This window comes from Ruegeria sp. (genome assembly GCF_040830605.1).
Taxonomy (GTDB): domain Bacteria; phylum Pseudomonadota; class Alphaproteobacteria; order Rhodobacterales; family Rhodobacteraceae; genus Ruegeria.
Genome location: NZ_JBFOMD010000013.1, coordinates 103,527 through 130,431 on the forward strand (window position 1 = coordinate 103,527; position 26,905 = coordinate 130,431).

The 26,905-nt window shown below is 56.6% G+C and carries 24 protein-coding genes and 1 pseudogene; 16 read left to right on the plus strand and 9 right to left on the minus strand.

Translation table 11 applies throughout. From position 1 onward, the window contains the following. Window positions 1-89: 89 nt before the first annotated feature. From AB3N21_RS18190 to AB3N21_RS18250, 13 genes are all read left to right on the plus strand, one after another. A complete protein-coding gene (locus AB3N21_RS18190; RefSeq protein WP_367936550.1) occupies window positions 90-1,595 on the plus strand; it encodes a sugar ABC transporter ATP-binding protein in 1,506 nt (501 codons plus the stop codon). An 11-nt stretch (window positions 1,596-1,606) separates the two neighbouring features. Then, entirely contained in the window at window positions 1,607-2,626 is a 1,020-nt protein-coding gene (locus tag AB3N21_RS18195; RefSeq protein ID WP_367936551.1) for an ABC transporter permease, read from the plus strand. 19 nt (window positions 2,627-2,645) lie between these two features. Beyond that, window positions 2,646-3,692, plus strand: coding sequence for a substrate-binding domain-containing protein (locus AB3N21_RS18200; RefSeq protein ID WP_367936552.1), 1,047 nt, complete (start codon window positions 2,646-2,648; stop codon window positions 3,690-3,692). A 111-nt stretch (window positions 3,693-3,803) separates the two neighbouring features. After that, entirely contained in the window at window positions 3,804-4,565 is a 762-nt protein-coding gene (locus AB3N21_RS18205; RefSeq protein ID WP_367936553.1) for an ATP-binding cassette domain-containing protein, read from the plus strand. An 11-nt stretch (window positions 4,566-4,576) separates the two neighbouring features. Then, window positions 4,577-5,704: an ABC transporter permease gene (locus AB3N21_RS18210; protein WP_367936554.1), complete on the plus strand. Its 1,128-nt coding sequence runs from the start codon at window positions 4,577-4,579 to the stop codon at window positions 5,702-5,704. Between the two features lie 82 nt (window positions 5,705-5,786). After that, window positions 5,787-6,938: a substrate-binding domain-containing protein gene (locus AB3N21_RS18215; RefSeq protein ID WP_367936555.1), complete on the plus strand. Its 1,152-nt coding sequence runs from the start codon at window positions 5,787-5,789 to the stop codon at window positions 6,936-6,938. Window positions 6,939-7,013: 75 nt separating this feature from the next. Then, on the plus strand, window positions 7,014-7,976 hold the full coding sequence (locus AB3N21_RS18220; protein WP_367936556.1) for a YncE family protein: 963 nt from the start codon (window positions 7,014-7,016) through the stop codon (window positions 7,974-7,976). Further along, entirely contained in the window at window positions 7,973-8,983 is a 1,011-nt protein-coding gene (locus AB3N21_RS18225; protein ID WP_367936557.1) for a 4-hydroxythreonine-4-phosphate dehydrogenase PdxA, read from the plus strand. The genes AB3N21_RS18220 and AB3N21_RS18225 overlap by 4 nt, the downstream gene beginning before the upstream one ends. Before the next feature lie 10 nt (window positions 8,984-8,993). Next, on the plus strand, window positions 8,994-10,169 hold the full coding sequence (locus AB3N21_RS18230; RefSeq protein ID WP_367936558.1) for an L-rhamnonate dehydratase: 1,176 nt from the start codon (window positions 8,994-8,996) through the stop codon (window positions 10,167-10,169). After that, a complete protein-coding gene (locus AB3N21_RS18235; RefSeq protein ID WP_367936659.1) occupies window positions 10,170-11,081 on the plus strand; it encodes a dihydrodipicolinate synthase family protein in 912 nt (303 codons plus the stop codon). It abuts the gene before it with no gap. A 1-nt stretch (window position 11,082) separates the two neighbouring features. Beyond that, window positions 11,083-12,585: an aldehyde dehydrogenase (NADP(+)) gene (locus tag AB3N21_RS18240; RefSeq protein WP_367936559.1), complete on the plus strand. Its 1,503-nt coding sequence runs from the start codon at window positions 11,083-11,085 to the stop codon at window positions 12,583-12,585. A 93-nt stretch (window positions 12,586-12,678) separates the two neighbouring features. Continuing rightward, complete coding sequence (locus AB3N21_RS18245) at window positions 12,679-13,311, plus strand: cytochrome B (RefSeq protein WP_367936560.1); 633 nt, start codon at window positions 12,679-12,681, stop codon at window positions 13,309-13,311. After that, window positions 13,311-14,231: an SMP-30/gluconolactonase/LRE family protein gene (locus tag AB3N21_RS18250; RefSeq protein WP_367936561.1), complete on the plus strand. Its 921-nt coding sequence runs from the start codon at window positions 13,311-13,313 to the stop codon at window positions 14,229-14,231. Before AB3N21_RS18245 ends, AB3N21_RS18250 begins: the two co-directional genes overlap by 1 nt. Window positions 14,232-14,613: 382 nt before the next feature. Here the strand turns inward: AB3N21_RS18250 and AB3N21_RS18255 are convergent, their stop codons facing one another. The 6 genes and pseudogenes from AB3N21_RS18255 to AB3N21_RS18280 form a co-directional block, all read right to left on the minus strand. Further along, on the minus strand, window positions 14,614-16,014 hold the full coding sequence (locus tag AB3N21_RS18255; RefSeq protein ID WP_367936664.1) for a hypothetical protein: 1,401 nt from the start codon (window positions 16,012-16,014) through the stop codon (window positions 14,614-14,616). A gap of 6 nt (window positions 16,015-16,020) precedes the next feature. Then, window positions 16,021-16,434, minus strand: a pseudogene (locus AB3N21_RS18260) (TniQ family protein); the annotation flags it as partial. Further along, on the minus strand, window positions 16,434-17,387 hold the full coding sequence (locus AB3N21_RS18265) for a TniB family NTP-binding protein (RefSeq protein ID WP_367936562.1): 954 nt from the start codon (window positions 17,385-17,387) through the stop codon (window positions 16,434-16,436). The pseudogene AB3N21_RS18260 and the gene AB3N21_RS18265, both read right to left, overlap by 1 nt. A gap of 1 nt (window position 17,388) precedes the next feature. Continuing rightward, on the minus strand, window positions 17,389-19,548 hold the full coding sequence (locus tag AB3N21_RS18270; RefSeq protein WP_367936563.1) for a Mu transposase C-terminal domain-containing protein: 2,160 nt from the start codon (window positions 19,546-19,548) through the stop codon (window positions 17,389-17,391). Further along, window positions 19,545-20,231 (minus strand): hypothetical protein, encoded by a 687-nt coding sequence (locus AB3N21_RS18275; RefSeq protein WP_367936564.1) that lies wholly within the window; start codon window positions 20,229-20,231, stop codon window positions 19,545-19,547. Before AB3N21_RS18275 ends, AB3N21_RS18270 begins: the two co-directional genes overlap by 4 nt. Before the next feature lie 242 nt (window positions 20,232-20,473). Further along, window positions 20,474-20,707: a transcriptional regulator gene (locus AB3N21_RS18280; RefSeq protein WP_367936565.1), complete on the minus strand. Its 234-nt coding sequence runs from the start codon at window positions 20,705-20,707 to the stop codon at window positions 20,474-20,476. Window positions 20,708-20,919: 212 nt separating this feature from the next. Between AB3N21_RS18280 and AB3N21_RS18285 the strand changes: the two genes are divergently transcribed. The 3 genes from AB3N21_RS18285 (at window position 20,920) to AB3N21_RS18295 (ending at window position 22,631) form a co-directional block, all read left to right on the plus strand. Further along, complete coding sequence (locus tag AB3N21_RS18285; protein WP_367936566.1) at window positions 20,920-21,315, plus strand: hypothetical protein; 396 nt, start codon at window positions 20,920-20,922, stop codon at window positions 21,313-21,315. A gap of 252 nt (window positions 21,316-21,567) precedes the next feature. Continuing rightward, window positions 21,568-22,287, plus strand: a complete 720-nt coding sequence (locus AB3N21_RS18290; RefSeq protein WP_367936567.1) for an HAD family hydrolase — start codon at window positions 21,568-21,570, stop codon at window positions 22,285-22,287. Window positions 22,288-22,391: 104 nt separating this feature from the next. Further along, window positions 22,392-22,631 (plus strand): hypothetical protein, encoded by a 240-nt coding sequence (locus tag AB3N21_RS18295; protein WP_367936568.1) that lies wholly within the window; start codon window positions 22,392-22,394, stop codon window positions 22,629-22,631. Between the two features lie 467 nt (window positions 22,632-23,098). Here AB3N21_RS18295 and AB3N21_RS18300 read toward each other — a convergent pair whose 3' ends face one another. The 3 genes from AB3N21_RS18300 to AB3N21_RS18310 form a co-directional block, all read right to left on the minus strand. Continuing rightward, window positions 23,099-24,205, minus strand: a complete 1,107-nt coding sequence (locus tag AB3N21_RS18300; RefSeq protein ID WP_367936569.1) for a hypothetical protein — start codon at window positions 24,203-24,205, stop codon at window positions 23,099-23,101. Next, window positions 24,183-25,181: a hypothetical protein gene (locus AB3N21_RS18305; RefSeq protein WP_367936570.1), complete on the minus strand. Its 999-nt coding sequence runs from the start codon at window positions 25,179-25,181 to the stop codon at window positions 24,183-24,185. The genes AB3N21_RS18300 and AB3N21_RS18305 overlap by 23 nt, the downstream gene beginning before the upstream one ends. Window positions 25,182-25,756: 575 nt before the next feature. Further along, on the minus strand, window positions 25,757-26,698 hold the full coding sequence (locus tag AB3N21_RS18310) for a hypothetical protein (RefSeq protein WP_367936571.1): 942 nt from the start codon (window positions 26,696-26,698) through the stop codon (window positions 25,757-25,759). Between the last annotated feature and the right edge of the window lie 207 nt (window positions 26,699-26,905).

The window sequence follows — 26,905 nt, forward strand, 5'->3', positions numbered from 1 at the left end:
AGCCTGCGAGAATGCTAACGTAACGTTACGGGTAACTCAATACGTCGTTGAGGTGCAGCAGAGTTGCCGCGATCTGGGAGGAGGCCGCAGTGCCCGGCATTGCACAAAACAATCTGTTCTTTGACGGGGTAAAGAAGCATTTCGGAGGCACCTATGCCCTGCGTGATGTATCTTTGAACATTGAACGCGGTGAAATCGTAGCTTTGCTGGGCGAAAACGGGGCGGGGAAATCCACTCTCATCAAGATACTTGGCGGTATCCACAAGGCGGACGAAGGCCGGGTTCTGATCGACGGTCACCCCTACGAGCATCGCCCGGGCGGTTTCGGGGAGCGTCAGTCTGTGGCGTTCATTCACCAGGATCTGGGGATGATCGAATGGATGACCGTGGCCGAGAACATTGCTTTGGCGCTGGGGTATTCGCGAAAGAACGGATTAATCAACTGGCAGACAGTGGATGAATTCGCGCAACGGGCGTTGGATAAAGTCGGCTGTGACTTCGATCCCACCACTCGTGTTCAAGATCTGTCGCGTACCGAAAAATCTCTTGTGGCTATTGCACGTGCTCTGGCGGTCGATTGTGACTATCTGGTTCTGGATGAACCCACGGCGTCGCTGCCGGCCGATGAGGTCGAGCGTTTGTTCGAGGCTCTGCGCCCGCTGAAAGAGCAAGGCGTGGGCATGATCTATGTGTCGCACCGGTTGGACGAGATCTTTCAGATCGCGGACCGCGTCGCTGTTTTGCGCGATGGAGAACTTGTCGGGCTGCGCAGCATTGATCACACGACGCCCGAAGAGCTTGTGTACATGATCGTTGGGCGCAAAACCCGTCAGGTAATCAAACCAGATACCCCCCCGGGAGAAACCATTCTTCAGGTATCGGATCTGACCATGGAGGCTGCGCAAAACGTGAGTTTCCAGCTGAAGTCCAATGAGATTGTCGGTCTGGTGGGCCTGCGCGGAGCGGGCCATGAACACGTTTCGCGTGCATTATTCGGCGCAGAAGTGTTCGACGGTCAAATCGCCCTTCATGGTGAAACCCTGGATCTGACCTCATCGCAAGCGGCTATGGCGTCTGGCATCGGATTGGTCGCGCGGGACAGAACCGAAGAGTCGGTGGCAATGTCGCTGACCATCAGGGAAAACACGTTTTTGAATCCGGCCGCCGTCGGACGGACGCTTTTGTCCTTCATGAGCCACCGCTCGGAGACAGAGAACGCGGCTCGCATAGGGGCGGACGTCGCGTTGTCGCCGAATGACCAAAGCATGGCCATTGAAAGCCTTTCCGGCGGAAATCAGCAGAAGGTCGTGATTGGACGGTGGCTAGAAACCAAGCGCAAATTATTGATCTGCGAAGACCCGACCGCCGGCGTGGATGTCGGCGCCAAGGCCGAAATCTATGCGTTGCTGAACCGGGCAATGGAAGACGGCGTGGGCATCATCGTGGTCTCGACCGACTTTGAAGAAGTCGCTGCCATTTGCCATCGCGCCATCGTTTTCAGTCAGGGACAGATCGTTCAGGAGCTGATGGGCACCGAACTGACGACGGAAAACCTCATACAGGCAGCCTCGGCGTCGAACGCAGTTGCGAGTTAGGGAATACAAAAATGCAATCGCTTGAATCCAATGCACTGGAACCCACAAAGGCCGAGCTGAAAAATGCTCCGCTCAAAACCCGGGTACTGCGTTTTCTTCCAGTGTACGGGTTGGTTCTGCTGACCGGATTTCTGATCATCCTGTTCTCGATCCTGTTGCCGAATACCTTTCCGACGCTTTTGAACCTGCGGGCGATCATCTCGGACAAGGCCATCATTGCGCTGTTGTCGCTGGGTGCGATGATCCCGATGGCTGCGGGCCGGATCGACCTGACAGTCGGTTACGGGATAGTTCTTTGGCATATCCTGGCAATCTCGTTGCAGACGACGTTCGGAATTCCCTGGCCGATCGCCGTTGCGATCGTTCTGTCATTGGGTCTTTTAACCGGGTTCCTGAACGGGTTGCTGGTCGAGGTTGCAAAGATCGACAGTTTTATCGCTACGCTAGGCACCGGGACTGTGTTGTACGCACTAGCATTGTGGCACACGGGCGGGCGTCAGATGGTTGGTGCATTGCCGGACAGTTTCTACGCGATTAACGGGACTTTTGTGTTCGGCCTGCCGATCACCGGGTTCTATGTTCTGGCGATCACCGTCGCGATGTGGCTGATCCTCGAATACACGCCAATCGGCCGTTACCTGTACGCGATAGGCGCCAACCAACGCGCCGCACAGTTGAACGGTATTCCAACGCGGAAATTCGTCATTGGAGCCTTCATGTCATCGGGCCTGATCACCGCGTTTGCCGGGGTGCTTCTGGCATCGAAATTGCGGATCGGGCAAGCCTCGGTCGGTCTTGAATTCCTGTTACCTGCTTTGGTCGGGGCCTTTCTGGGGTCCACCACCATCAAGCCGGGACGCGTGAATGTTTGGGGAACAGTCGTGGGTGTCGCGATCTTGGCTGTTGGTATCTCGGGCATTCAGCAATTCGGTGGATCCTTCTGGGTCGAGCCGATGTTCAACGGTGTCACGCTGCTGATTGCGATCGGGATCGCCGGTTACGCTCAGCGCCGCAAGGGCGCCAACAAGTAAAAGCATAAGGGAGGAGATTATGCTGAAACGGACTTTTATGGCGGTATCCGCCGCTGCCCTGCTGACGGGTCTGGGCGTACCTGTCATGGCCGAGACCGCCTTTGACGGACCGACCAGCGGGCCCAAAGCAGCCGAGGGCAAATCAATTGTCGTCGTAGCAGGTGATTTGAAGAACGGCGGCATTCTTGGGGTGACCAACGGCGTCGAAGAGGCGGTCGGTACCATTGGCTGGGACGTCCGCGTGTTGGATGGTGCGGGGTCGATTCAGGGCCGTACCGGTGCGATTGGCCAAGCACTTGCCTTGCAACCTGACGGAATCATCATCAACGGCTTCGACGCCGTTGAACAACAAGCGGCGCTGGAAGGTGTGGTCAGCGCGGGGATCCCGATGGTCGCGTGGCACTCGGGGCCCAAGATTGGCTGCGACGCGCCCGGCGGTATCTTTGCCAATGTCTCGACCGACGCCATGACCGTGTCCGAAGTGGCTGCCGAATGGGCCATGGACGATGGGGGCGACGGGGTCGGCGCGATCATCTTTACCGACTCGACCTACCAGATTGCCATCGACAAGGCTGACCGTATCAAAGAAACGATCGAGGCGGCGGGTGGCACCGTGCTGGAATATGTGGACACTCCGATTGCCGATACTTCGGCTCGTATGGGCCCGCTGACCACCAGCCTACTGCAAAAGTATGGCGACCAGTGGACGCACGCTCTAGCGATCAACGACCTGTACTTTGATTTCATGGGGCCGGCGCTGGCTGCGGCGGGGATTTCATCCGAGGATGGTCCGCAAGCCGGCTCAGCTGGCGACGGGTCCGAGGCCGCGTTCCAGCGCATCCGCAGTGGCAACTACCAGACCATCACCGTGGCTGAACCGCTGAACCTACAAGGCTGGCAGCTTGTGGACGAGCTAAACCGCGCCATTCAGGGCGAGGCATGCTCGGGCTATATCACCTCGCCCGCGTTGGTGACCGAGGAAGGTCTGGCCAAGCTGGGTGACAGCAACCAGTTCGACCCTGACAGTCCCTATCGCGAAGCCTACGCACAGATTTGGGGCAAGTAAGCCCAGGGGCGGCCCCGGCTGTGGGGCCGCTTTCGGCAAGATGAAACGGCGCAAACCCATTCGAGCGGTCAACTGACCGCGATGGCGGAGCTTTGCGCAGAGGAGGAAACCATGAGCGAACAGCCATTGGTTCAGATGCAAGGAATAACAAAGCGCTTTGGCGGCGTGACGGCGCTGCAGGATGTTGATCTGACGGCTTATGCTGGCGAGGTATTGGCCATCGTGGGCGACAACGGGGCGGGTAAATCCACTCTGATCAAGATACTGACTGGCGTATATCAACCCACCGAAGGCCACATCCAGATGGATGGAAGGCCCTTGAAGATGGCGAGCCATTCCGATGCAATCGCAAACGGGATTGACGCAGTCTATCAGACGCTGGCATTGGCTGATCACCTGTCGCCCACCGCCAATATGTTTCTGGGCAACGAGTTGACCAAGAGTGTATTTGGCATTCCGTTTCTGGACAACAAGCGCATGAAAACCGAGGCTGCGCGGGTTCTGGAAGAACGCTTGGGCGTTCGTCTTCGCTCGATGGATGTGATGACAGAAAGCCTGTCGGGCGGGCAGAGGCAGGCGGTCGCAATTTCCCGCGCTGTTTACCATGAAGACCTGCGTCTTCTGGTGATGGATGAGCCCACCGCGGCGCTGGGCCCTCAGGAAACCGCGCGGACGCTGAAGCTGATCAAGACGCTGCGTGAGCAGGGCCTGGCAGTGATTCTGATTTCCCACTCACTGGACGATGTGTTCGAAGTGGCCGACCGGGTGCATGTGCAACGCCGGGGCCGTGCCGTCGGCGTTGTCAAAACTGCTGAAAGCTCCGTTCAAGACGTTCTGGGCCTGATTGTTGGCGCCCAGGATGCGGCTGCGTGAAGGAGAACGATATGTCCGCAGCAACCACAAATACCGAACAGAAAACGATCATGGACCGGCTTGAGCCCTATCTGGCCTTCATCGGACCTATGGTTATGATCCTTGCCATCCTCATCTTTATGGGTATCGCAGAACCTGCGCGGTACTTCCGCCTCACAAACCTCAACCTGATCCTGTTAGATGCCGCACTCTATATGCCGATGGCGATGGCCATGACCTTCGTCATTACGCAACGCGGGATCGACCTGTCCATCGGGTCAATTGCCGCCCTGTCGGCAATCCTGATGGCCTTTCTGATCAAACAATACGGTTTCCCGGCGTGGGTCGCCGTGCCGTTGGCGATTGTCATGGGCGCGCTCATGGGGCTGGTCAACGGTCTCGTCATCACCCGGTTCAAAGTACCCGACCTGATCGGCACGCTTGCGATGGACTTGGTCTATCGCGGTCTGGCGCTGGTGATTGCCAAAGGTCTGGTGCTGGCCCGTTTCCCGGACCTGATTACCGAGATCGGACGAGGCCAGATTCCCGGTTTCATTCCTGTTCCAGTCGTTCTGGGCCTTATCACAATGGCCATCGGCTATGTCGTGCTGACCCGCACTTACTTCGGGCGCTACACCATTGCCATCGGCTCGAACCCCGAGGCCAGTGAGATGACCGGCGTCGCGGTCGACCGTCACAAAATCTATGCCTATGTGCTGATGGGCGCGGCTGCAGCGATGGCAGGTGTCATGCTGACGGGCAAGCTGAACGCCATTCAGGCAACGTCGGCTCCATATTTCAACCTGCATGTCATCGCAGCGGTTGTGGTTGGCGGCACATCTTTGTTCGGTGGGCGAGCGTCGATGCTGGGCTCGCTGGCGGGCGTGCTGTTGCTCTCGATGATGATCAACGCTCTGGTGACCCTGCGGATCGAGTTCTTCTGGCAATCCGTTGCTTCCGGTGTGGTGATTGTCAGCTCGGTCGCGCTCTACACCTGGATGCAAAAGAAAGACCGGGACGGCGCACGCAGCCTCCTGGATGGGTTGCGTACGAAAGAGGCGCAGAGGCTACTGCGGTTCTCGGCCGCGCTGATCGGAGCATTGATCTTGTTGCTGGCCGTTGGGGCGGGACTGGCAACCGAGCCTACGCCGAGCGGCTGAGGCACAAAAGTGGTGCGCCGGGAGGTAGGAGTCCCGACGCACCTGCAAGACCCCACAATGTTCGCGAAAGGGAGGACTTACCGTGAAACAATTCAACAAAGCTTTACTGACGACAAGCGCGTTTTGCCTGTGTGCCGCGGGGGCGTTCGCAGACGGTGATGGCAAGCTGCCACTTAAGGAGTTGCCTGGTATCGAAGACCGCGACTATTGGGTTCCGGCTGAGGTGAACGCCGATGGCAAGCTGGAGGCCCTGCAAGCCACAACCGGTGCCGAAGCGGTCAAGTATTCGGGCACCCAGGATGGTCCGCTGCAAATCGCCCTGATCTATCCATCCGCGGACACGTCGGATTTCTGGGCCCGCAACTATCTGGCGATGACAAAACGGCTGAACGAGTTGGGCATCGAATACGAAACCACTGAATTCGCCAGCCGTCAGATCGAACACAGTTTGCAGTCGACCTATGCCAATCAGGTTGTGCAGGATGCCGACCTCTATGATTTCGTGATCTTTGGTCCCTCGGAACTAGCCATTCAGGCGGACAATATTGACAAGATGGCAGGCAATGATGGTTTTGCGACCTTCGTATGGGCCTTCCACACGCCGCCCAAAGATCTGAAAAACCAACCGGATGCGTGGTTCGACTTCAGCTCGGCGGCGGGCGCGCTGACCATGTGCGACTACATGCTGGGGCGTCTGGGTAATGATGTGACCATGGCGATGAACCGCGGCATTCCGGGGATCACCGATGATCAGCGCTCGGGCGATTTCAAAGCCTGTGTCGAGGAAAAGGGCAACTGGACTACTGTCTATGAGCACTATGGCGAGTATCAGCGTGAAGGCGGTTTCGAAGGCACCAGCCTGATCTTGCAGGCATACCCAGAGGCCACGATCATCCACAACGCGAACACGGCGATGGCGATGGGTTCGGTTGAGGCGCAGGTTGCAGTCGGAAAAGAAAAGGATGTGTTCTCGACTGGCTGGGGCGGCACAGGTCTCGAGCTGGACGCCATTCGTCGAGGCGATCTGGACGCAACCCCCATGCGCATGGGCGATGATGTTGGTGCGGCCACGGCCGAAGCGATCAAGGCGCATATGGAAGGTCGACAGGACGAGCTGCCCTTTGTTTTCCTGGGTCGGATCACGGTCGCGCATGATCAGATGAGCGCCGAAGAGCTCGATGCGCTGGAACAGGAAGCCTTCCGCTTCTCAGGCGTTGGCGCGTTGGAGCGGTAAGAAACCCGTCCGAGGCCGGCCGTTTCGAGGCCGGCCTCAGACACGCGGAACAGACCATCACAGGAGGGAGTTTGAATGGCGCAATCCATGATGTTGATAGAGAAATGCAGCCATTGCGTGAGCTGGTATGACATTGACACGGGCGCCTTGCAGGGGCGTTTGGATTTGCCACATTTCCCTCATGAATTCGTTGTCGATAGCGATTTCCATTATGCTTATGTCGGCCATTACGGGGTGCAGAATTCGGGCATTGACGGCACCGATGGGCGCTCGGTCGTCGTAGTCGATATTCGCAAACAAGAAATCGCCCATACTTATGATCTTGGCGAGCACGCCCGCCCGCATGGAATCGGGCTGGATAGGCAGGGGCGGCTATATGTTCTGTCAGAATGGACAGGGTATTTGCTGGTCAAGGAAAACCCGCGCGCTTTCGATCAGGGTTGGGATCACATCACGCCGACCGGTGGCAGCAAATGCCATCTGTTTGCGCTGACCAAGAATGGCCGCACGGCTTATTCGATGAACCTGACCTCTGGCGATGTGACGGTGTTCGACCCGTATGACGCCTCGGTCGAGCCAATTTCGATCAAGACCGGACAAAAACCCGAAGGTCGGTGCCTGCGGGAAGAGGTTCATACGCTCTATACCTCGCAACGGATCTCCAACACGGTTGCGGTGATCAACACGCAAACGCTTGAGATTGAGCGCACCTTTCCGACACCGGATGATCCCTGCCGCATCTACTATGACAAAAAGCGCAACCGCCTGGTGACGATGAACCATTTCGGCGGGTCGTTCTCCGTTTTCGACGAGGCGACGGGCGAGATGCTGCATGAACAGAAAACGCCTGCCAATCCGCTGGCGCTGTGCATCGATGATGAGGCCGCCTTTGCCTATATCGCAATCGATTGTGAGCAGGTGCAGCGCTTTAACCTCGATACGTTCGAGGTTGTTCAGACCTTTGATACGGGCAAAGAACCAGATGTGATGGTCATCCTGCCCGACGGATTTTCAGAACATTGGGAGAATGCGGCATGACCAAACCGCGTATCGCGATTGTTTCGGGCGACCCATCGGGGATCGGGCCGGAACTGATCGCCAAACTGCTACATCAGGATGGTGTTCAGGATGCCGCCGACATCGTGCTGGTAGGTGATGGCCATCTTTGGGCACGCGGCGCGGAACAGGCCGGTCTGAATGTGCCTCTGAACACAACCACCGAAGCCGACGTTGCCGATCAGCGGGGGTTGTCTCACCTTGAGCTCGATACCATCGCACCCGAAGATGTGAAGATCGCCGAGGTTACGGTGGAAGGCGGCAGGACGTCCCTTCGCTGCCTGGACAAAGCGATGGATCTGGCGATGGCGGGGCAGGTCGATGGCATTCTGTTTGGCCCGTTCAACAAAGCTGCGATGACCGCTGCAGGGCTGAACGCAGAAGACGAACATCGCTATATGGCGCGGTATATGGGGCATGACGGCTATCACTCGGAACTCAACGTTCTGGACGAGTTGATGACGACGCGCGTGACCTCGCATATCGGGATCAAGGATGTGGCCGCCAATATCACCGAAGAGGGGATATTGGCGGCCGTCAATCTGGCCCATGACACGTTGCGCAAGGCCGGCAAGGCCAGACCTAATATCGCGGTGGCAGCGCTCAATCCGCACGCGGGCGACAATGGCAAGTTCGGCCGGGAAGAAATCGACATTCTGGAACCCGCCGTCCGCAAGGCGCAGCAGAAACAGATGAATGTGACGGGCCCCTGGCCGTCGGACACGGTGTTCCTCAAGGCGCAGCGTGGCGAGGTTGATGCGGTCGTGACCATGTATCACGACCAGGGTCAGATCGCGATCAAGCTGATGGGGTTTGAACGCGGTGTGACAGTTGCGGGCGGGCTGCCGATTCCGGTGGCCACCCCGGCGCATGGCACTGCCTTTGATATAGCCGGACAGAACAAGGCCAATCCGGGCGCAACGCGGCAGGCGTTCGACCTGCTGGTGCGTATGGCAAAAACACATCGCGCCGACCGTGGTGCGGCCTGAGGAGACCAAGATGACCAAAATCAAGTCCGTGCGCACGCGCGTCTGGAACTGGACAGGCCCAACCGTGCCACCCACCGGCAATTTCTGTACCAACGCGTCAGACCTCCTGTATGAGAAAGGCGACGCGATGTCGTCATTCCGGTTTCATCAGTGGTTGACCTGCGAGATCGAAACCGAAGACGGTACCATTGGCATCGGCAACGCGGCGCTGGCTCCGTCTGTTGTGAAGGCGGCCATTGACGAGTGGTTCGCGCCGCTGGTGATTGGCGAAGACCCTTTCGATTATGCCTACCTTTGGGAAAAGATGTACCGCCGCAGCCATGCCTGGGGGCGCAAAGGGATCGGGATGGCAGCCATTTCCGCTGTTGATCTCGCGATCTGGGATCTGATGGGCAAACTGGCGGGCAAGCCGGTGTTCAAACTGCTGGGCGGGCGCACCAAGGAGAGGATCCCGGTCTATTATTCCAAGCTGTATTCCGGTCCCATTGACGTGATGCAAGCCGAGGCGGAAGAAGCGAAACAGAACGGCTATAGAGCCTACAAAATGCGGTTTGGTTGGGGCCCCAAGGATGGCATGCCCGGTATGCGCGAGAACCTCAAACGGGTTGAGGCAGTGCGCGAGGTGATCGGATATGACGCCGACCTTATGCTGGAATGCTATATGGGCTGGAACCTCGATTACGCCAAACGGATGCTGCCCAAACTGGTTCAGTATGAACCTCGCTGGCTGGAAGAGCCGGTGATCGCCGACGATGTCGAAGGTTATCGTGAACTCAATGCGATGAACGTCGTTCCGATCTCAGGCGGCGAACACGAATTTTCGGTCATCGGCTGCAAGGACCTGATCGAGAAAAAGGCGGTTTCAGTCCTGCAATACGACACCAACCGCGTGGGCGGTATCACGGCGGCGCAAAAGATCAATGCCATTGCTGAGGCCTTTCAGGTGCCGGTCATCCCGCATGCCGGGCAGATGCACAATTACCATCTAACCATGGCCAATGCGAACTGCATGATCAGCGAGTACTTCCCCGTCTTCGATGTCGAGGTGGGCAATGAGCTGTTCTACTACATCTTTGAGGGCGATCCGCAGGCTGTCGACGGGTTCCTGGACCTTGACGACAGCAAACCGGGTCTGGGGATTGAGATCACAGACAAGTACCTCAAATACTTCGAGATTACGGAGTAGATCATGGCTTACACCGGTATCTGGCCCGTTGCGCCCACGCCGTTCAACGATGACGGTTCTCTTGATCTGGACGGAATGGAACGTGTTCTGGATTGCCTCATTGACCAAGGGGCAGATGGCATTTGCATCTTGGCGAATTTTTCGGAGCAGTTTCTGATTTCAGACGAGGAACGCGCAATTCTGACCCGGTTGTGTCTGGAACATGTCGCCGGACGCGTGCCGATGATTGTGACAATCAGCCATTTTGCCACGCAGATCGCAGTCGAACGGGCAAAATACTCCAAAGAGCTTGGTGCCGACATCGTCATGATGATGCCGCCGTATCATGGGGCGCTTCTGAAAGGGAACGCGCAGCAAACCTATGAGCAGTTTGCAGCCGTAGGTGAGGTTGGCATCCCGATCATGGTGCAGGATGCGCCGCTGTCAGGTGTTGATCTGCCAGTGCCGTTGCTGGTGAGGATGGCGCGAGAGATCGACATGGTAAAACTGTTCAAGATCGAATGCCCCCGCGCGGCCAACAAGCTCCGCGCACTGATCGCCGAAGGGGGAGACTCGATTGAAGCGCCGTTTGATGGTGAAGAAGGGATCACTCTACTGGCTGATCTGGATGCCGGGGCCACGGGGTCGATGACTTCGGGCATGATCGTCGACCAAATCAAGCCAGTGATCTCCCATCACCATGCTGGCCGCATTTATGAGGCCACCGCCGCCTATGGGCGCGTCGCAATGGTGATCAATCACGAAAACCGCCAATGCGGCTGGCAATCCTGCAAGGCCGCGATGGTCGAAGGCGGGGTTATCCAATCTGACTATTGCCGTCATCCGATCGATCCGCTGCAACCGGCCATTCGCGACCGTTTGATAGACCTTTTGAAACCACTGGACCCGCTTGTCCTGAAATGGGGAAAATAAGATGATCCTTGGAAAAAACCTGATCGACGGCAACTGGGTCGGGTCCGATAATTTACGTGCATCTGACGATCTGGGTGGGCAGGGCTTTGCGCAGGCCACCGCCGCGCAGGTCGACGAAGCCTGCCGCGCGGCCCGACGCGATTTCCGCGCCTATTCGGGAAAATCTCGCGCTGAACGCGCCACGTTCCTGCGCACGATTGCGGACCAGATAGATGCTCTGGGCGACGAAATAACGCAAACCGGCATGGCTGAAACGGGCCTGCCCGAAGCGCGATTGGTGGGCGAGCGCGGCCGAACGACCGGCCAACTGCGTATGTTTGCCGACCTGATTGAAGAGACAGGATACCTCGATATCCGAAAAGACGGCGCACTTCCTGATCGGACGCCACTCCCCCGTCCTGATCTGCGCCTGACGCACAAAGCCATCGGCCCCGTGGCCGTCTTTGGTGCGTCGAATTTCCCGCTCGCTTTCTCAACGGCGGGTGGTGACACCGCCTCAGCCTTGGCGGCAGGCTGTCCAGTTGTCGTTAAGGGCCACAGCGCCCACGCGGGCACAGCAGAACTGGTGGCACAGGCCATCGCCAAGGCCATTGAGATCTGCGACATGCCGTCTGGCACATTTCAGATTGTGCAGGGCTCGGGGCGCGAGGTCGGCTCGGCTCTCGTACAGCATCCAGAAATCCGTGCCGTCGGTTTCACTGGATCTCTGACAGGCGGTCGGGCGCTCTACGAATTGTGCCATGCACGCCCACAACCGATCCCGTTTTACGGCGAACTGGGCTCGGTCAACCCGATGTTTTGCCTGCCTCATGCCATGTCCGCACGTGCGGCCGAAATAGGGTCAGGTTGGGCTGCATCCCTGACCATGGGTGCGGGGCAGTTCTGCACCAATCCCGGCGTTGCCGTCATGCTGAAAGGACCAGAAGCGGGGGCACTTGAAGCCGCCTGTGCCAAAGCGCTCAACGAAACCGCCGAACAGAAGATGCTGACCGATGGCATCCACGATGCCTACGAACAAGGGGTCCATCAGTTTCGTGAGCTGATGGTCGAGGTGACGTCGTGCGGCTCGGCGTCCGGCAAACGCTGGGCATCGCCCGCGTTGTTCAAGGTCAACGCAGCCGACTGGATGGCAAACCCCAAACTGCAACACGAGGTGTTTGGCGCTGCGGGTATCATCGTTCTATGTGACGACGCAGATCAGATGCAGGCACTGGCCGAATGTCTGGAGGGGCAGTTGACCCTGACCCTGCATGTGGATGATGCGGATACACCGCAAGCACAGGCACTCATGCCGATCCTCGAAGAAAAAGCGGGCCGCCTGTTGGCAAACGGTTTCCCAACCGGTGTCGAGGTCTGTTCCGCGATGATGCATGGCGGGCCGTACCCGGCAAGCACGGACGTGCGGGCCACATCGGTGGGCACGTTGGCCATCGTGCGCTGGCTGCGCCCTGTGAGCTACCAGAACATCCCCAATGCGTTGTTGCCGGATGAAATACAAGGCTGAGGCGAAATGCGGATGACGGAATGGCTTTTGTCATCCTTTGACCCGGGGCGAGGTCACGAGATTGGCCTCGCCGTGTCATGGCACCGGCGGCTGATGGCACTAGCCTGGGCGGTCATTTGTCCTGCGGCCGCAATCGCAGCGCAGTGCTTTAAAGCCATGCCGTGCCAAGATTGGCTGCGCGTTTCGAGTAATCCAATCTGGTGGCAGTGCCCTCAGATTGGTCAGAGTACCGCTTGTTTCCTGACATTGCCGGCTGTGTTTCTGGTTTGGAGTATTCCGTGCGTCGTTGTGAAGTTTCACGCTGTGCTTGGGAATCTTGTTCTGTCTTTTTGTTTCTTGCAGCTTCTGGGCGCCATGGCGCGCGGTTCAAAGGGAGGTCCATCAGATCCCGGTGGCATGCTAGGAGGCCACTATGACATGATCCGCAGGCGCCTGAAATTCAGCCATATTCACCCACGCGTTGGCTATGCCCTCCTGCCGATTATCGTCATCATAATCCTGAGCGGTTTGTGGTTTGCTAATGCACCCTGCTGGATGTGGTTTGCGGTCGCTCTCTATTCAGGCGTTCTGTGCAGCATCACCGTCCTTTTGCGCCGGGCGGGGTGTGTTTTTGCTACCTTTCAAACCATCTGGGGGCCTGATCCTGCGTTGCCGAGGAGCCAAATGGCACAGACGTGGTGGGCCACGGCCAGGCCCGGTGATTTGATGAACAGAGGAGGAGATTGATGTTTGGTGTTCTGGACGGCACGGGTTTCGACGTCATGGAAAAGGAATTCGAGGCTTGCATCATCGGTCATGCCCGGGTCGAGCGGTTATGGACCGGCGCGCGCTGGTCTGAAGGCCCGGCATGGTTCGCCGCCGGGCGCTATCTGGTTTGGTCCGACATCCCCAACAATCGTCTGATGCGCTGGGATGATACGGATGGGTCGGTTTCGGTGTTTCGGCAGCCTTCCAACAATACCAACGGCAACACGGTAGATCGACAGGGGCGGCTGGTCTCCTGTGAACACCTGACGCGCCGCGTCACTCGAACCGAGCATGATGGCTCGATCACGGTTTTGGCGGATGCCTGGGATGGCAAGCGTCTGAACTCACCGAATGATGTCGTGGTCAAGTCGGATGGCTCTGTGTGGTTCACCGATCCGTCTTACGGCATCATGATGGATTACGAAGGCGAACGGGCAGACAGCGAAATCGGAGCATGCCATGTCTATCGCATCGATCCCGACACGGCCGAGGTGACGGCTGTCGCGACAGATTTCATGAAACCCAACGGCCTGGCGTTTTCTCCCGATGAAAGCACCCTTTTCATTTCAGATACGGGCGTTACGCATGATCCGGACGGCCCGGCCCACATCCGCAGATTTGCCGTTTCGTCCGATGGGAAAAGCCTGACAGGAGGTGAGGTCTTTGCGGAATGCACACAAGGAGTTTTCGATGGTTTCAGACCAGATCGACATGGCCGTATCTGGAGTTCCGCGGCAGATGGCATTCATTGCCTTAACTCGCAAGGAGACTTGATCGGAAAGGTCCAACTTCCAGAAATGGTCGGAAATGTGTGTTTCGGCGGAGCGAAATTGAATCGGCTTTTCGCAGCGGGAACCAGCTCGTTATATGCAGTCTATCTGAACGTAAATGGCCTATAGGTAGGAAGATTTGAATAGTTCCGTGCGCAAAGTGGTCGTTCAAAGTTCTTGGATGTTTTTGGGGCAGGCTGTACGGTCGTGTCGGGCGGTGGCCAACGGAAGTAGTATATGCCGTGTCTTGACCGTGAGAGATACGTACACGGCTTCATTTTGCGTCAAACCGCTCCAATGCACACTAACATGTTGAACTGTTGGTGTGGAGTGCCACATAGTTTGACCCTCGGGTGCCAGCTAACCCATTGATTTTTCTACGCTGAAAATCTGAATGTAGCACCTGATTGACCTTTTTTGACACATAGTTTGACTCTGCAGCCGAAAACGATGCGGAAACGGTACAAAAAAGGGCCAGCAAACGCTGGCCCATGCGCTCGGATTGGGTGTTTCAGATGGAGATAAGATCGGCTCGCCTGTAAATCCTGCTTTCACCACTCACTAGACTTGTCGGCTGGATGTTCTTGGCCGCCAGGTGTTGAGCCAAAGGCCCCGGCGCACGCTTCCTGGTGTCCGAAAGTTCCGCCAAAGAGATGTATTTCGACCGGAACTTCGCAACTGATTGTGCTGTGACGAGTTCAACCGACCGACCCACAACCGGCCAGTTGAAGCTATCGCACTTGAGCACTGCTGCATCAGTCAGGCTTGTAATTGTGCGGGTCGAAACACGTAAATACTTGGCGGCATCGTTGATGGAGAAGCCAATGTCGGCCGGCGGAACAAGCAGTTTTCGTAACTCGTACAGATCAACACCAACAGATTTGAAAGGCGTTTCACCTGCGGCACACCTGCTGGATCCAAGTCGGTCTTTAAGGATCAGTTCAACGATGTGTTCGATACGGCAGCGCGTTCGGTGTGCCGCCGTCGGTATATCTGTCAACGTTTCAATGGTCAGCCGGTCTTTCGGTTTCCTCCAAAGCTCTGCAATGAAGCGTTTCAAGTGAATTTCGGTGAAGCGGGGCCAATCTGTTCCGGGTTTCACCAAATGGGTGATCCAGCCTCTCCCAACAAATCGCGCCATTAGGTTTCTGTCGATACCGAGATACTGAGCAGCCTGTCTGATATCCATCGTACCAATCGTTTCGAACATGATGTTTTCGACTGCCGCATTTTGAATATACGCGTGTATCTTAGGAGTGGTAGATCCCGGCACCTGTTCAGCCAAGCCGCGCTCGACAAGGCATCGGCTGAGCATCTGTCTTGAGATCCCAAAACGCCGGCTTGCCGTGCATATGGTGTGAAGTTTCTGTTCGGTACAGGGCACACCAAGTACGAGGGCTCCCGGTTTTACAGGAAAGTTGTCGAACACGAACTGGCGAACATGGTCGCGGATTTCATCATACTCCGGCCCTTCATCCCGGTCTCGAAGCCACTGGTAGAAGACACGATACTTGCTGCGATAGAGCTGGTATTCGATCGGATTTCTGTTCTGGATCTCCTTCAGCTTTCTAGTCAATGCATCTTTGCCCTCGCTCAGCACTTGATAACCGGCAGCGCCTGCCTCAACCCATTCGCGCTCAGTGGTCTGATGTCGAACGGCATCAGCGCCTTTCGTCAAAAGAAGCCCGAAATTCTCGCAAAGCTGTGCGGCTACATGAAACTGCAACGTGTCTAGCCAATCCGGCCCTTTGGCACCGCGGATACGCCGTAGAAGATACCGCTCAAGTGCTAAGGCCCTTGGACGGACAGCTTTGCCGTCTGGATCGTCTCGCCCCGAGCGCAGGGTGGTCAGCTTCAACAGAAAATCATCGCAACTATTTGAGTGGCCAGTATAGCGCAGGTCCGTCAGCATGCACTGGTGGGCATGGCACGTTCGGATCGAGGTCAAGAGCCAACTGGACCGTTGAAAAGGGCCAAGCGCTCCATTCAGCTGAATGTCGTTGGCAAGGCAAATCGGACAATAACGCAGTCTCACTCGCTGCATCGCACGCCATTTTATGTGTTCGGCGCCGAATTCAAACCAATTCCGGCGGATCATTCTGGGAGTGTGAGCAAGCAGCTGACGACTTTCGACGCCCGCTATCCGCGCCAATGCACGTAGCGTGCCTGGGTCTCCGTGACCGAGCTGATGAAAAGACAGCCCCATGTCAGTGCAGAATTCGAGAAGACGTGTGGTGCCGTTTCGTACGGCCAACCGGGATGCGAAGGAATTCGCAGTTTCACCTCTTCCAAGCTGTACTGGAAGTAGTCCTTTGATGTTGTTGTCCAACATTACAAGACCTCCAGGCGGCTGAGGATCGCACGAGGGTCGATGCGTTCGAAGTCTTCGATCAGGAAGGGATTCAACCCATCGATACACCCTGATCGCCGCCTGAAAGCATCGACAAACATGCGGGGCGTCAGCTGGGTTTGCTTTGCAATCAGGGCTTCCTCGATGGCCGCGATGATCAGCTCGATCACCAAGCCGAATTCGTTGGCCGCAGCATGGGCGAGCCGTGCGGTGAAATCAGCGCTTGAAAGCGTGTCTGCCGCGGCAAGCACGGACTTGCGACAATAGGCTTGCACAAGTCCGCGAACGTCGTCTCCGTCATTGAGTGCGTCGAGCGGTTCGAGTTGAATCGGATAGACCCGGCGGCCGAGTTGGGCGTCGAAATTCAGGATCCCTTTAAGCTCATGTGTTCCCGAGAGAATGAACCCCACGGGCCATGCTGGATCCTGCATCAGCGATTTCAGCATGTTCACAACCGCCTGCCGCTCGCGCTCCGTGCCGCGTGCCGAGAGGTCTTGTGCTTCGTCCAGATGAAGGAACAGAACACCCCGTTCCCTGGCGTGGAACCGAACAAGGTCCCAGATGTACCAGGCCTGCCGATCGGTGCGCAGATCGTAACCGAGGGACCGAAGGATCGTTTGGCCAACAAATTTCAGGGTTGCGGGCGAAGGAACCCGGAGACTGACCACCTCGTGGGTGTTGGTTTTGGATCGTTTGCGGCTTTGCGCATTCAGACGGCACAGACGCTCAATAGCAGTGGTTTTACCGCTTCCTGAGCCGCCGATTAGTGCGATGCATCGTGCCTCGGTAGTGCGTCCGGCCTTGATGTCTGCGCGGCGTTTCTGCAGGAGCAGATGGAACTGTTCTTCGATGGTTGTATAGCGCTCTGTCGATACGAAGTGTGCCCGCAGCTTCGCAATCGTTTCGCTGATCTGATGGAGTTCTTTCCGTGTCATGTCACTCGTCCTCCAATTTCCAGGAGGAACGCCGAGAGCCGGGCTCGGTCGCTCCGCGATTGGTGTCCCGATCTGTCGCTGGGGTCTCTGATTCCCGTTGAGCCCGCGGTGCAACGGCCGGATCGATTTCGGTGGCGTTGTCGAACAAATCCGCATCCCGACGCGAGGCCGATTCCAAACCAATTTCGGTCTCGATGTTCAGGCCGAGGTAGAGCTGTTGTTCATGGCGTTTGATGTCCGCAGCCGTGTAGTGATGCGGGGTAAGCCGCATGCGGCTCAGAGCTTGACGGTTGATTTCTGTGATTTTGTCGAAGGCTCGTGCGATCATTGCCGACGATAGCCTATCGACATGGTGGTTTTCGAGCCGAAGCTTTCTGCTGGCTTCTACCCATTCAGCCACGGACTTCCCGTCAAAGCCGGGGACAATCGCGGAGGCTGCATACCAGGTGTCCCCGATCTTCACCGAAACCCACCCGAGGTCGAGTTGATCTACCCGAACCTCGACGTCTCTTTCCACGCTGTGGAGGTGGAACTCCCGTAGCGCTGAGCAAGTGTAGTCGATCCCGAGAACCCTGACGCCACGGCCGGACACGCGGCGAATATGTCTGGTCCCGAAGACCGCGCGACGGGTATGAGCGTCTGGTGGCGGCGTGACGCCATAAGCCTTGGCGAGCCGCGTCCAGCAATCGGCAGGTGTTTCACCTGCGAGGCCTGCATGGGGCTCATGTTGATAGATGTCGACGGCGTATACAACCAGCGACATGATCAACTCGTCATCTGACAGGACGGCCCAGGCCTCCGAGTCGTAGTCACCGCGTTCGGTCACGTTGGAGAAAGTTCGCCCGTAAAGGCGCGGCAGGAGCCGCGATCCAAATGTCTTGAATACTCGTTCGATCCGGGAACGCAGCGACGGGACTCCAGCGGGCGGGAGTTCGACGGTGCCGCCAAGGCTGGTTACGGCCGTGCGGAACTTCTTGCTAACGAACGCGGAGCCTTGATCAGTCACGATCGTCGTGATGCCACCATGTTGGTCCCAGGCACTTTCGCAGCCAAGATCCACAGCAAGCCTTGTCTTGTCCCGGGTAATTTCCTCGAGCGTTCGCACCGCCTCGATGCCGGCCTGTTTTTCTGCAAGCCGCATTGCCACGACGCAACGGGTGGCACAATCTAGCGCGACATAGAGCCAACGGCGCCCCCGTTCCAGCCGAGCCCGGCGCTCCGGGCTAAGGTGGTCGATTATACCGCTCAATGTGAAGAGGGATATCGCGTCTACGCGCCATTCGTCGATCTCAATCCGCTCAAGAGGGTAGGATGCCTCGACGCCGACTTCGTAAAGGTTGAATTTCCGGTTTGCGGCCTCCGGGCCAAAGCGCTGAGCATAGACATAGTACGGGTCAAGAGCGTCGATACGCCGACGGATTGTGCGTTCGGAAGGAACGATCAGCAGCTCCTGGCCATCCTTGGCGCGTCGATCATTTTTCTCGTCAAACCGAGACACCGTATCGTCGATCACGGACCGCTTGGTCGGTCGCTGATAACTTGCGTAGGCCTCGATACATGTCGTCAGCAATACCTCCGTTGCGATGGGGAACCGGCGCGATGCGTTGCCCGAGTTGTGGGTGCCGGGAATGAGCGATAGCACGCAAAAGCCGCTCCCTTCGTATTTCCCAAGCCACCGCTTGAGGGTGATGGGTGACGGAAACTGCCGAACGGACACCATGCTCCCACACCGCCGAGAGTTACCGGCAGCTTGCGCGCGTTCTTCGGCCTCTTGAACGGCCGCACGCAGAAGAAGCCGAACGCCAGCAATGCTTGTTTCAGTTCTGACGGCATCTCCCTTTGCGATAAGCCGCAGCAAGGCGTCGCAGCATGTCTGCCGCCAAAGGACTTGTTCAATGATGTCCTGTGGAAGGTGTGATAGAAACTCGATCTCGTTATTCAGCGATTGCTTGCGCGTGGCCCATTCAAAATACCGTGGCTCATGACGTGCCGTTCGGGATGAAAGCAGCTCAGAGAGCGCCGTGTAGGACAGGCTGTCGACCAGGCTAGGGTTCTCAACCTGGCCGATGATCACGCCGTCCTCTGTATGATCCAGGACGCGGTAAGCGATGCCGTCCACGCTCAGCCGATCAGTCTCGGAAAATCTCATGCGGTAGGTCATTGGATCGTCTCCGCTGTTACGATTGTCTCAGGGCTGATCAGTTCCTTGCGCGGAGCACTCAACCGACCGTGATAAATTGCGCGAACGACTGCGCGATAGCCGCGCCCCTCAAGGCCGATCTGATCGACGAGATCGGCGATTCGGTATTGCCCAGCTAGAGTTGCGAGCAGATTGGTCAGTGCGCGATCGGCCGCCCCGTCGGGCATTCTGGAAAACTCATGAAAACGCGCGGCATTCTGTGCTTCTGTCTGGTTGACCCCGCGATCAGTGATGAGGAACACCTTCTGTGCGAACGATTTCGGCACGTTGGCTTTGATGCGGCGCAAATCCGCAACGAAGTCCCGTTTGAGCACGAGCGCCATTGGCTTGATTGCTACGGCCGCAGTCAGTCCTGAGACGAAGACGACACGGAAGTCGAATGTGTGTGTTCGTAAATTTCCTGCCACATCCCGGTAGGCGACGGCGGGGGGCTGGTCCCAGACATCGTGAACGTCGCAGCGAGCAAGCAGGAGAAACAGGAATCGTTCCTCCAGCTTGCTCTCAAACCAAATTTCGCGTGGGTGCCTGTCGGCGGGGAGTTGTGCGACAAGCGTTCCTCTCAGGCTACCCTTCGAGCGCAAGGGTATGTTGCGCGTCGCACGGCTGGGATGCGGAGGTCGAAAAGCTGGATATTGATCAGTCATTGGTTCCTGGAACAAGCCGCCACCGCCCGACCACGCAAAGCGCAGTTGGAGTGAGTGGGGGTCGCTCCACCTTCTTCATTGGGGTTGCCACAAGCCAGTCGAACACGATTGATTCGCGGTCGACTGGTTGACTTTTGTTGCGTCTCGGGGGATGAAGAAGCGTCGGCTACAATCGACACTTCAGCTAAAGGCCTCCTCGGTTTGACGATCAGGAGGCCTTTTCTCTGTACCCGGTTCGGTGTCTAGGTCATGTTTTCCTCCTTTGCGGGGTAACGGTCTGGAAAGAGGTGCTGTGGGGTCGTCCCAAGGCATTCCGCGACTGCGGTCTGAATCCGATGCGATTTGCGGTAGCCTTGGCAGACAACCGTCACAGTCGATTGTGACACTCCGAGGCGCCTGGCGATATCTGTCAACGAACTACCGGCACAGCGAAGCTGGCATTTCAGAAATTCATGACGATGCAGGTCAACACTCATGGCGCCTCGTCAAAGTTGTTGGACCATGTTTTACTGAGAAAACTGAAACAAACGCGATTCTGCACGTCAACGAACAAAGAGGATTTCGTGGGAATCTATTCGTTTCACCCCCTGTTTCGGTTTTCGCAATGATATATCCTGTAGGGTTTTCAGTGGTGTTTCGAAAGGGAAGGGGCCTCGCTCACGGGATCAGGACCCCATCCTATGCTGTGGTGCGATTTGTAGAAACAAATGAGATTCAAACCGTCTACCAGCTTGATCCATGCCTTCGCACATTTGCGGCGCGGTATGGCTTGAGTTGGAAGACTGCAAAAAAGGTGCTGGAAGCCAACGGCGTAAATTTTTCAAAGCAAATTGAGCGAGAGTACTTGAGCGGCAGCAGCTTGAACAAGCTGTCGGAAAAGCACGGCCCGAAGGCCGAGACCCTCTCAAACTGGCTCGGACGATCCGGTGTTCAATTGAAACGCGGCAACCACCGGCGCGGGGTTGATGACGAGGATCTCAAGCGTGTGTTTCAGGCGACGAATTCTGTCCGTCAAGCGGCGCTGCGTGCAGGGATACATTGGAGCACTGCAGCCGACCGGCTGAAAGCGGCGGGAAAGATGTAAAAGATCGAGTAACTGTTTCCGAGATTTGGCGGCAAGCCATACTTCCGAGTTGGAGACGAGCGGGCCTTCTAAGGCGATACTGAGGCGGTCTTGGGGTCAGCTCCGGCTTCAAGGTGACGACAGGCCTGCTCAACCAGAGATCGCTTCACATAACACCTGATACCGGATGTTCCCGTTTCGTTATGATCCCTGGATTCTGCCAGAAGTTGTGCGGATGATTGCCGGTTTCCTGCTCCTGAACACACCGGTCCGATGAAAGCAGAACTCTATTTGGCTCGGGCGGTGCAGAGTAGCCGGGATGGCTTTGATGTGGCAAAAAATGTTAGATTGCGAACTGCAATGCGTGGATTCCCGCCCATTCTTGATTTCAATTTCATGGCCGGCATCGAGGCGGTATGCTTCGATGCCTTTGGCACATTGATGGAGATCGCGGCTCCTGAGCGAACGTGGTCTCAACTCCTCAAGATCGCGCCGCCGCACGCCCGAAAGCCATTGAAATGGCGGGTGTTGCGAGAGTGTAGAGACATCTCGGACTGGCCCAAAGCGTTGGGCTTTCCCGCCGGTCAGTTGGAAATCACCGAGATTGAACGACGCATTCACTCAGAAGCCCAGTCTATCCGGACACGACCGGGCATGGATCGTGCCTGGAAAGAACTGCGGGAACGCGGTTTTCGCCTTGGCATCTGTTCCAATCTGGCGTCCCCTTATGGTGCCGCCACGCTTGCAGCCTTGCCGGACGAACCGGATGCCACGGTGTTTTCGTATGAGCTTGGCCGGGCGAAGCCGGATCCCGAGATCTACGCCGCCGTGGCGAACGAACTGCGGGTGTTACCCCGCGAAATTCTCTTTGTTGGGGACACGAAGTCGGCCGATATCGATGGCCCGGTACGGGCCGGGATGCGCGCGATGTTCGTGGCAGAATTCGAATCTCAGCTACGAAAGCTCAGGCAAACCGGACCGTCGCCGCCTTGACCCATGGTCGTCAACATACCAATTAGATCGCGATGGGCGGAAAAAAAATTTACGTCACTCATTCAATGTGAAGGCAAAGCGCAATCAAACAAGAGACGAAATCAATGGCGAATTTGACGATTCGAAATCTGCCGGATGAAGTTTACAGGCGATTGAAGCTACTCGCCAAACAGAACGAGCGAAGCATCGAAGTGGAGGCCCGAACAATCATTTCTGCCTCGGTTCTGGGCGAAGTAGGGAAGGGCCTTGGCGCTCAGATGCGAGCAACCTGGGGCGCGAATGTTGGCGGACGCCTTGAGATCAAACGATCCGACGGGGCGCCGCGAGATGTCGATTTCGAATGATCATGCTGGACAGAAACGTACTGTCGGAACCGCAGAGGGCTGGCCTGGACTGCGACGCTACGGTGTTCCTGAATCGCCTTACTCGAACCGCTAGCGTCTGGACCCATTGATTTCTGTTCCGCTGCGTGATTCACCGCGTCAAAAACGAGCGGTGACGAACAGGTTAAGCGATGCGCAAATGGCGCGTCTGGAGCCTTATTTCCCAAAGGCAGCAGGTATGACGAACTTCTCCCTTGGAACGCGCCAGAACATTGCCGTATGGGCCAGCCTCCAGTACCGCGGTACAAACACGCGCCGTATGAGCAAGCTGCTTGAAGCGAGGGCGGGAAGCGGAAGTTCGCTGCAAGCGCGAAATCCTTGGCTGGGAATGTGAAAAGCAGCCATTCACAGCCCAAGTGACCAGAATATCAATGCTGGGCGGGTCACTAAGAGCGGCAACGCGGCGCGTCAAATTGAGATTTGAAGCATTATGGGTCCAAAAGTCGGCGGACGAAGCTGAATGGCGCAAGAACAGCGAAGATCAGGTAACCTAGAAATCTGGTGGCGCATCGTACCAACACACAAAATGGCTTCCACTCCTCTAAACGAAACGCGGTAGATGGCTTGAAGTGGTTCAGCGGGCTTTGGAGGAACTGATCCCAAAGGCCGCCTGTACCAAGGTTTTTCTTTAGCTCGCTCGGTTCAAAGGCGCTTGAGTGACCATAGCTTTGTTCAGGCACGTTGATGCTGGCAGAATCCGTGAAACCTTTATGTCCGCTCGGTCCAGTTCCTGGGATGAAGAACTGGGCGGCGCGAACTCGAGCGTCCTTCTTGCCAACATGGTTCAACACCGCTTCGATCTTCCCGCTATCCATATGCCTGCTCCAAACAAAATCAGGGTGAATGATCGAACCGACGGTTATCACGCGCCCGAACTTCAGGTCGCTAAACTCTTCGCTTTCCAACAGTAGGGCAAACAGTTGGCTGCCAAAGCTATGGACTATGACGTCCGGGCAATGGTTATTATTGTGCTCGTTTGCAAACCGAATGGCCTCGCGGATGCGTATGCCGAGTTTGTTCACAAGCGATTGATGACAACGTTTTACAAGAACATCGATTGTTGCCCATCCGTACTTGTAGATCAGCACGGGTGCCGAATATTTGAGCTTGTTTGCCAGACGCCAACTTAGTTCTTCCTGCCAGGCGCCACGAGTGTTCATGCCGTGGATGACGATCATCCAGTAGATATCTCTACTGGATTCGCCTTTGGCTCGATATCTTGTTTGCCTGATGGGGTCTTCACCAAACTCCTGAAAGTCGGTTCCGCATTTCGGGCAAACGTTCGCTTCTATTTCACTCTTGTCGATGACACGCCCGCAACCTTCCACCGGACATTGCCATGCTTCGAGGGTTACAAGCTCACCTTGGCTAACCTTTTTTTTCAACCATAGCTCGAAACTATCGCCTGTTGGCGTGTCCCCAACAGTGCGCAGGAAGCTCTCGGGCAAAAATTCGAGCCCGTCACCGACATGCTGCCGGCGCGCAAGTTCTGCTTCCCACTCTTTCGCCCCGTTATTCGTCATTATCTCCCGCATTCAGCGCTATTAGGTTGTCAAGCACGGTATATATGTCATCGCGCTTGCAATGCGCCCAGATGGCGACATGCCCTATGCTGCCCACTACTTTGATGGACAAATCCCGACTTAGGTTGAAGCCCTCTTCATTCATGACGAAGGCTCCTTCGGCTCGAGGAAAATCATCAACATTCAGCCCGAGCCTAGCTTGGCGCACGGCTGCTACGTCGTTGATGCCACCGCTTGCAAGGTTGGACACCATCTCCACATGGCCATCGTCGGTTCCGAACCTGGTGGACTTGGTTTCGACATCTCCGTCGCTTGCTGATTTGACGGCGCGGCTCAAAGAAATGCGTGCGGTTCGAGCGGCACAGATTCCGAGTGCAGAAACTCCCTGCCACACTAGCTCTATTGCAGTGCTGTGATCGATTTCCTTACTACGGTGGATCAGTATGCCTACGAAGGGGTCAGCAAAGCGCCATTCAAAACGAACCGTACTGCGGTCAAATCGCTGCCGGTAAGCTTCATATTTGTATACCTCCAACCCTTCTTGCTGTGGGCTGATGTCTTTTGCACGGGTACGGTTCCAACCTTCTTTTCCTTGCTGCCAAACAAGCGAGATACCCTCTTCGCCTAGTTCGATGTTCGTTAGTTGAAGATCGTCGGGAAACTCATAACCAAACCCTTGCTCAATCAACGGAGAAAACTCACTTTGCGAGATCGCCTCACGGGCATCTTGCGGGGTGATTTCGGGTGGCTCGAATAGATAGAGGTGTTGGTTACCCCATCCTTCGACCTGCTTAAGCCAAGCTTCGATCATCTCCCGAGTAAGACGATCTTCGTCGATGGCGTTGGTTATGTTGGTCAGGAAGTCCTTTTTCGTAGAACCAATGGGAAGGCTGTTCTCCCTCAATAGCTCTTTGATAAATTGGTTTCCTTGGATCAGAAGAATCTTTTCGACTTGCGTTTTTAAAAGTGCCTTGTCATCTGCCGTCACTACTACAATCCTCGTCGTATCTATAGGAAAGACCATAACGTAAAATTGCGCCAACGAGAAATCGTGTCTTCCTCAACAACTAATTGAACGTTACCTGTGACTAGTCTCCGGCTTCGCTGTTTTTTTTTTACAGGGCTGGTTTTCTCTGAATCCAGTCCGGCAAAGGTCGGCTCTGGGCCGTGTGCGGGGGGGCAAAATTAACAGCAATGCGACCCACAGTCCGCTCTGAGCCTCTCAGATGCCAACCATTGGCAATGCGGTGCAAAAATCGCTAAGAGCGCACCTAGGCAAACTCTCCACCTGCGGTTTCAAGATTTGCAGCAATCTCAATTCGGCAGCGTTTTGTCCGCAGCTCCGCTACCACTTCTACGTGAAGAAGTTCACCCGGTTGTGACGGTCCCGCAATACCGCGGGGGGCTTTGCCCCTACCTGATACGCCTTCCGGAATGCATGGGCATCTGGGCCGCCATCGCAGTCTCGGAAAATTCTTCGATCCGTACACAAAAATGTCGCGACAAAGCAGGTCGGTCTCTTCAGCCGCCCCCAGTCGCAGTCAGGATGTAATTCCCTGGCTACTACTCCGAGTAATCATTTGAACCGATTGCAATCCGCAGCAGGTTGATCCCGTTCGGTCTTTCATCGTCACCCAACTCGTCGGGGCGTCCGCCCGACGGGGGAGGTCCATCTGAGTTAAAATAGACGATGGAAGGATCATAAGGGCCCGATATGGCCATCGCGAAAGCGCTGTGCCCGCGCTGTCGGCGGCCACTGAATCCAGCTGCGTAGCTAAAAAACTGCGAATAGGTCTGAGTCATGAGCTCATCGACCGTCCGCGACCAGTCATCGCCGAGGCCGGTTGCCTCGCGGCCATATCCGACCTGCCCTGTCTCGACCATATGTGCTAGGAAAGACCCCAACCGATCGCCTCCGGCAGGCATCACAGGCGCGGGCGCCTGTTGATGCCAATCCGGGCTGGGCTGCCCTTCGACAAGCCCGTAGCGGCCACAATCAAGCGGCTTTCCCTGATACCTGCATGTTGCGAAGTTGCGCGCGCCAGGCGCAAAGTTTTTTGGCAGCGTGAACGATGGCCACCGTGACATCAGATCGAGCTGGCGCAAGTCGCCAGGCTGGGTCAGCGTCTGACCACCGCCCGGCGCGGCCATTTTCGCTTGGATTAGTACGGCCCAACGCCGGCCGGGCCGACCACCGGTGTTGTCCTCGACAACAACCAGCAGGTCAGCGAGCTCGCAACTAACGATCGTGCCGTGATTGTCGGTGAAGGTCGCTCTTGGGGTCTGGTGGCAGAATACGCCGCTCATCTTGACTGACAGGCCGTGCGGATGGAGCAAAGGCGACCAAGCATTGGCGATGTCGTGGACGCCACCAATGACCACTGCCGCCACAAATCCGACTTCTCCAGTCGGTTTGCTTTGGCCGGATGCTCCTACCTGCAAGACATTGTTGATCGCCGTATCGGCGGCGGTGGCAAGTGAAGCGACGAGGTGATGGGGAACCATGCGTTATCCTTTGGCGCCGATCTGACTGGCAATATAGGTCCGGTTGCGCTTTATATCTTCGGTTTGCTGGATTCTCCGCCCGAGTATAACGCTAAACCGACGACAACGACGAAAAGGATCAGTAGGGAATTGGTTGCGACCCACGCTGAGTTGATGTTTTGCGCCTGAACTTTCTGGCACGACGCTGAACGACCGGTTCAGGGAAGC